8 protein-coding genes are annotated in these 7809 nt (G+C 43.1%); all 8 read left to right on the top strand.

The features are described 5' to 3' along the window. Positions 1-972: colanic acid biosynthesis glycosyltransferase WcaL (gene wcaL / locus GKAS_RS21905; protein WP_035897453.1), on the top strand; the 972-nt coding region annotated here is incomplete at its 5' end. Between the two features lie 9 nt (positions 973-981). Next, the gene (gene wcaM, locus GKAS_RS21900) at positions 982-2376 is read left to right on the top strand and encodes a colanic acid biosynthesis protein WcaM (protein WP_035897448.1); all 1395 of its coding nucleotides are present in this window, start codon (positions 982-984) and stop codon (positions 2374-2376) included. 134 nt (positions 2377-2510) lie between these two features. Continuing rightward, positions 2511-3404, top strand: coding sequence for a UTP--glucose-1-phosphate uridylyltransferase GalF (gene galF / locus GKAS_RS21895; protein ID WP_035897447.1), 894 nt, complete (start codon positions 2511-2513; stop codon positions 3402-3404). Between the two features lie 310 nt (positions 3405-3714). Then, positions 3715-4710 (top strand): NAD-dependent epimerase/dehydratase family protein, encoded by a 996-nt coding sequence (locus tag GKAS_RS21890; RefSeq protein WP_035897446.1) that lies wholly within the window; start codon positions 3715-3717, stop codon positions 4708-4710. 185 nt (positions 4711-4895) lie between these two features. Next, complete coding sequence (locus GKAS_RS21885) at positions 4896-5750, top strand: glycosyltransferase (protein ID WP_246870761.1); 855 nt, start codon at positions 4896-4898, stop codon at positions 5748-5750. 11 nt (positions 5751-5761) lie between these two features. Next, complete coding sequence (locus GKAS_RS21880) at positions 5762-6154, top strand: FAD synthase family protein (RefSeq protein ID WP_035897445.1); 393 nt, start codon at positions 5762-5764, stop codon at positions 6152-6154. Between the two features lie 4 nt (positions 6155-6158). Continuing rightward, the gene (locus GKAS_RS21875) at positions 6159-6866 is read left to right on the top strand and encodes a polysaccharide biosynthesis protein (protein ID WP_035897444.1); all 708 of its coding nucleotides are present in this window, start codon (positions 6159-6161) and stop codon (positions 6864-6866) included. A gap of 107 nt (positions 6867-6973) precedes the next feature. Further along, positions 6974-7675 (top strand): polysaccharide biosynthesis protein, encoded by a 702-nt coding sequence (locus GKAS_RS21870; protein WP_035897443.1) that lies wholly within the window; start codon positions 6974-6976, stop codon positions 7673-7675. Positions 7676-7809: the final 134 nt, after the last annotated feature.

Below are 7809 nucleotides of genomic sequence, written 5' to 3'. Positions count from 1 at the left end.
CGTCCCGCCGTCTGGCGGGCGTTGAATACCCGGCGATACGGGCAGGAGGCGCGTAATCTGATCCTCTCCTCGATTTGCAGCCGCACGCCGCAAGCAATCACCGCCGACATCTTCATCGCGCACTTTGGCCCTGCGGGCGTGACGGCGGCGAAGCTGCGCGAGCTGGGCGTTATATCAGGCAAGATTGCTACCGTTTTCCACGGCATTGATATCTCCAGCCGGGAAGTACTGAACCACTATACCGGTGAGTATCAGCAGCTGTTCCGCCGCGGTGACATGATGCTGCCCATCAGCCAACTGTGGGCGGAACGCCTACAGGCAATGGGCTGCCCGGCGGATAAAATTACCGTTTCACGCATGGGCGTGAATATGGACCGATTCTCGCTGCGCCCGTTAAAAGTGCCAGATGCCTGCCTACAGATTATTTCCGTCGCCCGACTGACCGAGAAAAAGGGGCTGCACGTGGCGATTGAAGCCTGTCGTCAGCTCAAAGAGCAGGGCGTTAATTTTCGCTATCGCATTCTCGGCATTGGCCCCTGGGAGCGCCGTTTACGTACTCTGATCGAGCAGTATCAACTGGAAGACCGCGTGGAGATGCCGGGATTTAAACCCAGCCATGAGGTGAAAGCGATGCTCGATGACGCCGACGTGTTCTTGCTGCCGTCCATCACCGGCGCTGATGGTGACATGGAGGGTATCCCGGTGGCGCTGATGGAGGCGATGGCGGTAGGCATTCCGGTGCTTTCTACCGTACACAGCGGAATTCCCGAGCTGATTGCCTCCGGTGATTCTGGCTGGCTGGTGGCTGAAAATGACGCGCAGGCGCTGGCCGAGAAACTCAAGTTCGTCGGGCGGATGGATGAACGGAGCCTTCAGCCCGTGCTTCAGCGCGCCCGTACCAAGGTGGAAACTGATTTTAATCAGCAGGTTATCAACCGACAGCTTGCTAACCTGCTGCACACGCTTTGCTGAGGAGGTGCCATGCGTACTTTGACTCGACGACACTTTCTGACGGCAGGCGCAACGCTTGCAGTCCTGCCATTACTGCCCGCCGTTTCCGCACGCGCAGCGGGGCAACCCGCCACCGTTGATATTCGCGACTACTACCGTGATGGCGACTGGATCCGCGCCTTCAACGAGGCTTTCAGTCATGGTGATACGGTCTCCGTTCCTGCCGACGTCGTTTGCGACAATATTAATGCTGCCATCACGCTGCCGCCTGGCAAAACGCTGGCGGTTGCTGGCGCCTTGAAAGGCAACGGGCGCGGGCGGTTTATCCTGCAAGAGGGATGTAAGGTTAGCGGCAGCGGTGAGGCCAGCCTCTATAACGTCACGCTCGATGTTCGCGGTAGTGACAGTACAATTGAAGGGCTGACACTCAGCGGCTATGGCCCGGTGGCACAGATCTTTATCGGTGGAAAAGACAAACGCCAGATGAAGAACCTGACTATCACCCGCCTCACCATCACCAAAGCCAACTACGGCATCCTGCGACAGGGCTACCATAATCAGTGGGAGGATGTCAGCATTACCCACTGTCATTTCAGCTACTTGCAAGGCGATGCCATTGAGTGGAACGTGGCGATTAACGACAGCAATATCCTCATTTCCGACCACGTCATCGACCACATCGATTGTACCAACGGCAAAGTGAACTGGGGGATTGGCATTGGGCTGGCGGGTAGCACCTATAATAACGGCTACCCGGAAGACCAGGCGGTGAAGAACTTCGTCGTGGCTAACATCACCGGCAGCAACTGCCGTCAGCTGGTGCACGTTGAGAATGGGAAACATTTTATTATTCGTAACGTCAAAGCCAGCAATATCACGCCGGAATTCAGCAAGAAGGCGGGAATAGATAACGCCACCGTGGCGATCTACGGATGTGATAATTTCGTTATTGATGGTGTTGATATGGTTAATAGCGCGGGAATGCTGATTGGCTATGGTGTTATCAAAGGTAACTATTTGTCTATACCGCAAAATTTCCGTTTGAATAATATACAGCTTAATAATGAGAAAGCAGGTTCAAACCTGCGGGGGATACAGATCTCCTCAGGAAATGCCCAGTCTTTCGTCTCTATCACCAACCTGAATCTGCGTTACGCCTCGCTGGCGCTGCACAACAAGCCACAGCATATTTTTATGCGTAATATCAATGTTATGCAGGTGGCATCGCGTGAGCCCGCTCTGTCGCTAAACTTCGATTTGCGCAAGGATATCCGTGGAAAATTTATGGCTAAACAGGACACGCTGCTGTCGCTTGCACACATCAATGCCGTCAACGAAAAAGGGCAGCCCTCGGTGGATATCGACCTTATTGATCAACATGTTGTCAATTCCGAACGGCTTAATTTCTCTCTACCACGCCGCTAAACGCCAATTTCCTCTACATTCTCGGACTATATCCAGAGATTTCTCTAAACCCAAAGGGATACTATGAGAAAACAGAGTGGATTAAACATGTTTAATCGCTATAATTCATCAACCGAATACAGGTGGACAAGATAATGGTTAATTTGAAAGCAGTCATTCCGGTAGCGGGCCTGGGCATGAATATGCTCCCTGCCACAAAAGCGATTCCTAAAGAGATGCTGCCGATCGTCGACAAACCAATGGTTCAGTATATCGTTGATGAGGTGGTTGCTGCAGGGATCAAAGAAATCGTTCTGGTGACACACGCTTCGAAGAACTCGGTGGAAAACCACTTTGACACCTCGTACGAACTGGAAGCGCTGCTGGAACAACGTGTTAAACGTCAGCTGCTGGCTGAAGTTCAGTCTATCTGTCCTCCTGGTGTCACCATTATGAACGTTCGTCAGGCTCAGCCGCTGGGCCTGGGACACTCTATTCTTTGCGCACACCCGATCGTTGGCGATAACCCATTTGTGGTTGTGTTGCCAGACATTGTACTGGACAGCGCAAGCGCTGACCCACTGCGTTATAACCTTGCTGCAATGGTGGCGCGTTTCAATGAAACCGGGCGTAGCCAGGTGTTGGCGAAACGTATGCCGGGCGATCTGTCGGAATACTCTGTGATCAAAACCAAAGAGCCACTGGAATCCGAAGGCAAGGTGAGCCGAATTGTTGATTTCATCGAAAAACCTGACCAACCGCAGGAGCTGGACTCCGATCTGATGGCCGTAGGGCGTTATGTTCTTTCCGCCGACATCTGGCCTGAACTGGCGAAAACCGTGCCGGGTGCATGGGGTCGTATTCAGCTGACGGATGCGATTGCTGAGCTGGCTAAAAAGCAATCTGTTGATGCGATGCTGATGACAGGTGAAAGCTACGACTGTGGGAAGAAGATGGGGTATATGCAGGCGTTTGTGCAGTATGGGCTTCGGAACCTGAAGGAAGGGGCGAAGTTCCGGAAGAGTATTGAGAAGCTGCTAACGGAGTAAGTTAGTTCCTGAATTCCGATTAAAACAGCAATCATGATAGGGGTTACTTCTTCTTCTATCAGATTGCTTTTTTTTTAGCCCAATCACAGACACTTGCTTGTATCTCTCTATATGAATGGTCTAGTGTATTTTTTCGATAAATCTTGACGATGTCTGATCATGACTAATGGGCATAAGTAAGCTGGAGGCCGTTGAGTAAATGTTTATAATCGTTATATGAGTAAGTATGACCACTAAGTATCTGGGAGTTCCCACATTTTGGGGACATGGGTTTTTAGGGTGCGGTTTGCACGGAATATATTGATTGAATATGAACGATAAAATTTGCCTTATTGGAGCATCAGGTTTTGTTGGAACCCGCCTGATCGAGTTGATTAGCAACAACCTAAAGATCAAGAACATAGACAAAAATCCTAGCCATTTTTTCCCCGAAAATACTGAAATTGGTGATGTGCGGGATCAGGAATGCCTGGATGCTGGGCTCGCAGATTTTGACACTGTAGTATTACTTGCTGCTGAACATCGAGATGATGTTAGCCCTGTCTCGCTTTACTACGATGTAAATGTCCAGGGAACAAAAAATGTTCTCGCAGCCATGGATAAAAATGGCGTCAAAAATATAATATTTACAAGTTCTGTAGCGATTTACGGGCTGAATAAAACAAATCCAAATGAAACTCACCCGGAAGACCCATTCAACCACTATGGTAAGAGCAAGTGGCAGGCAGAGGAGATTTTGCGTGAGTGGTATGCGAAAGCACCCGAACACCGCTCTCTGACAATTATTCGACCAACGGTTATATTTGGGGAACGTAATCGTGGTAACGTCTATAATCTGCTTAAACAAATTGCGAGTGGAAAATTTGTTATGGTAGGTTCAGGAAATAATTATAAATCAATGGCTTATGTAGGAAATATTGTTTCTTTCATTGAGTATAAACTCAATAATCTAAGTGCTGGCTATGAAGTTTACAACTATGTGGATAAACCAGATTTATGCATGAATGAGCTTGTGGCTGAAGTTGAAACTAGTCTCAACAAGAAGATTCCTTCTGTACATTTGCCCTATTTTGCGGGCATGCTAGGCGGCTATTGTTTTGATATCATTAGCAAACTTATGCATAAAAAATTTGCCGTTAGCTCTGTTCGAGTGAAGAAATTTTGCGCAACAACTCAGTTTGATGCTGAAAAAGTACATAATTCTGGTTTTGTTGCTCCCTTCACTCTCTCTCAGGGACTGGATCGCACACTTCAATATGAATTTGCTGGCTCTAAAAAAGACAATATTACCTTTGTTTCTGAGTAGTCGTTGCTGTAAACCATTTATTGCTGGTATTTAAAAAGATACAGAAATACCAATATACTATGTCAATTTCCAACTGATAATGGAATTGTTGAACAGTAAAGGTTGAAGAACTGTTCACTATGAGTGTTCCACTATCTTTATCAAAGCTAGTTCTTTGGTTGCTATAAAGCCAAGGGCGGTAGCGTGTGCAATTTGTATTAATTGGTACCTTAAATAAGAGAAAAAATATTGACATGAACTTTTCAGTTTTATTGTCTTTGTACTTCCGGGAGAAGACGGAGCACTTGAATGAGTGCTTACAAAGTATTCATACTCAATCGCTTAAACCTAATGAGGTCGTAATAGTCTTCGATGGTCCCGTAGGCCAGAACCTTCGTGACATAGTCACACACTGGAGCCGTTTTCTTCCCATAAAACTATTAAAAATAAAAGAAAATGTTGGGCTAGGTCAGGCATTAAACAAAGGTCTTGAAGTTTGTAGTCATGAAATCGTTCTACGAATGGATACTGATGATGTCTGTTCTGCGAATAGATTTAAACTTCAGATTGATAAATTAGAAAATGATAAAGAATTGATCGTGCTAGGTGGGCATATTGATGAATATGATGAGGGACTCTCAACATTTATTGGGAAGAGAATAGTCCCACTTGATAATGAAGCTATAAAAAAACAGGTTGTTATAAAAAACCCCTTCAACCATATGACTGTGGCATTCAGGAAAAGCGCAGTACTTGCTGTTGGTGGATATCAACATCATGCATTTATGGAAGATTATAATTTGTGGCTTCGTATTATTGCTGCTGGTTATAAAGTTGAAAATTTGGATGCGGTGTTAGTAAAAGCAAGGACTGGTCATTCCATGCTCCTGCGGAGGAAAGGGATAGAATACGTGAAAAGTGAAATGCTATTATTTAAATTAAAACGTAAACTACAAATACAGCCAGTCCATTTGTGTTTCATTACTTTTCTGGTAAGAAGTATTCCAAGATTATTCCCTTCATCTTTACTGCGTATTTGCTATAAGTTACAACGAAAATAAGAGTTAATCCTATGAAAAAAGTTATTACTTTTGGAACGTTTGATGTATTTCATGTTGGACATATCAATATCATAGAACGAGCAGCTAGTATGGGAGATTATCTTATTGTAGGGATCTCATCGGATTCTCTTAATTATAGTAAGAAGGGCCGTTATCCTATTTATAGCGAAGATGACAGAATGAAAATTATACAGTCGCTTAAATTTGTTAATGAAGTTTTCCTCGAAGAATCATTAGAACTCAAGTTAGACTATATAAAAAAGTATGGAGCAGACTTGCTTGTAATGGGAGATGATTGGAAAGGGCGATTTGACTGGGTAAACTCTGTTTGTGAAGTGATCTATTTGCCAAGAACTCCATCAATTTCCACAACGGAAATAATTGAGGTGGTGAAAAAAAGGTAGTTTTATGAGAAGCAAAAAGACACTTAAAAATATAAAAGTTGACTTGGTAATTACTTTATCTATCGTCTTACTCGGATTTCTTTCGCGCAAGATCTTTATAGAGTACATGGGGGCGGATTTTACGGGGTTGATGCTCCTGTTTGTACAATTGATAGGAATGATCAATATTGCTGAAATGGGAGTAGGGACTGCAACCGCAAGTTTATTATATAAGCCACTCAGCGAAAATAATCAGGCAGTAATTAATAAAATAATAGCTAGCACAGCAAAAGTTTATAAGTACATATCAATTCTAGTCTTTGTTGTGGGGGTTACGACGGGTGTAATTGTCTACTTCAATGTTCCTTCGGTCGCAAATATTCAGTATTCTCAATATTATTGGTTGCTATACGTTATCAATACCGCATGTTCATATTTATTTGCGCATTATTTTATTTTATTAACGGCTGATCAAAAATATCATGCAACTCGAACTATTCAGGGAGGCGCGAAAATACTATGCATCTGTATTCAGTTGTTTATAATTATTCATTATAAAAACTTCCTCCTCTATATTTTGTGCGATTCGCTATTCTTCTTATTGCAATTCACGTTCTTTAAACGAAAAGTATCAAAAGAATATAAATATATAACCAATGATTCTGTCGGTGAAATTACTGAAGAGTTTAAATTGGTTAAGGATAAGATAAAAAAAGTTTTTTCCATAAATTAGGAACGGTTCTGGTATTCAATACAGACTATATAATCATTTCAAAGTTTTTGACGCTAACTACTGTTACCTTATATTCAAGTTACATGATGATTTTTCAGGCACTGACGATGTTTATCAATATATTTGGTAACTCGGTAACTGCAAGTGTCGGTAACTTTCTGGCATTGAAAGATTCAGATGGCAGGAAGGAATTATGGAATCGTGTAATACTGCTATTTTTCTTTTTAGCAACATGTATTACGTTAATTACCGTTATTACGATAACGGACTTTGTTCGGTTATGGATAGGAGATGAGCATCTTCTAGACAAAACGACATTGTATCTATTGTCTTTTAACTTGTTCGTACTGATAAGTAAAGTGGCATTAGATGTTATCAAAAATGCATCAGGGGAATTTGGTGATATAGCATTACCTATTCTTGAAGGTGCAATAAATATTATTGTTTCCATAATTCTTGTTAATAAAATAGGACTCGCAGGTGTGGTGATTGGAACGGTAACCTCTAATCTCATTATAATCTGTTTTGCGAAACCGGCGTATTTATTTAAAAAGGTAACGAGAGGAACTTTTTTTGAACTATTACTCTCAATATTTAAGCCTGCTATTTTATCTTTCTTTGCTATATTACTTGTGATGACATTTTCTCATTATTGGCAACGTACGGAGTCATTCTATCAGTGGTTTCTGAATGCCGCTATTTTATCTGTTATCGTCGTGCCTGTTGTAGCTATAATTTTTTCTACCGCTAAAGAATTTCGATATGTTATCAGAAAAGTGTGGTTCACTATTTTGAAAAAAACACATTAAACATAGAATGAATATTAATCTAAACGACTGAGACTAACATGTTATTAAGCATAGTAATCACGCTATATAATAGAAAAGATTTGGTGTGTCGTAGTATTAACAGTGTTGCTGAGATTGCTCAGAAAGAAGATGTT

This window comes from Kluyvera ascorbata ATCC 33433 (genome assembly GCF_000735365.1).
GTDB lineage: Bacteria > Pseudomonadota > Gammaproteobacteria > Enterobacterales > Enterobacteriaceae > Kluyvera > Kluyvera ascorbata.
The sequence above is the reverse complement of the archived record's forward strand: the minus strand, read 5'-3'. Positions and strand labels throughout refer to the sequence as shown.

What these genes read in the sequence shown, in the direction of transcription:
- wcaM (WP_035897448.1), top strand. Translation starts at nt 982, where the DNA reads ATGCGTACTTTGACTCGACGACACTTTCTGACGGCAGGCGCAACGCTT.
- galF (WP_035897447.1), top strand. Translation starts at nt 2,511, where the DNA reads ATGGTTAATTTGAAAGCAGTCATTCCGGTAGCGGGCCTGGGCATGAAT.
- GKAS_RS21890 (WP_035897446.1), top strand. Translation starts at nt 3,715, where the DNA reads ATGAACGATAAAATTTGCCTTATTGGAGCATCAGGTTTTGTTGGAACC.
- GKAS_RS21880 (WP_035897445.1), top strand. Translation starts at nt 5,762, where the DNA reads ATGAAAAAAGTTATTACTTTTGGAACGTTTGATGTATTTCATGTTGGA.
- GKAS_RS21875 (WP_035897444.1), top strand. Translation starts at nt 6,159, where the DNA reads ATGAGAAGCAAAAAGACACTTAAAAATATAAAAGTTGACTTGGTAATT.
- GKAS_RS21870 (WP_035897443.1), top strand. Translation starts at nt 6,974, where the DNA reads ATGTTTATCAATATATTTGGTAACTCGGTAACTGCAAGTGTCGGTAAC.